The organism is Myroides sp. N17-2 (genome assembly GCF_002286775.1).
In the GTDB taxonomy this organism is placed as follows: Bacteria; Bacteroidota; Bacteroidia; order Flavobacteriales; family Flavobacteriaceae; genus Flavobacterium.
Window position 1 is genome coordinate 1 of sequence record NZ_NSGJ01000128.1, and the last position, 363, is coordinate 363.

The following is a 363-nucleotide window of genomic DNA, read 5'->3' on the forward strand; positions in this document are numbered from 1 at the left end:
ACGCCGTAAGACTAAGGATTCCTGAGCTATGCTAATCAGCTTAGGGTTAGTCGGGACCTAAGGCACACCCGAAGGGGGACGTCGATGGCCAACGGGTTAATATTCCCGTACTACTTATAGTTGTGATGGAGTGACACAGTGATGAAAGCACCGCGAACTGACGGAATAGTTCGTTGAAGCACGTACCTATTGGTTTGATAGTAAAATGCGTCAGACTAGGAGAAATGCGATAGTACTCAGAGTTTTCGGACAACGAGATAGTGTGCCTAAGGGCTGTCAAGAAAAGCTTCTAAACTTAGATTATAAGTACCCGTACCGTAAACCGACACAGGTAGTCGAGGAGAGTATCCTAAGGCGCTCGAG

General features: G+C 47.1%; 1 rRNA gene. It reads left to right on the plus strand.

The window, feature by feature from the left end:
- Window positions 1–363 (plus strand): 23S ribosomal RNA (locus CF599_RS19375); the annotation flags it as partial.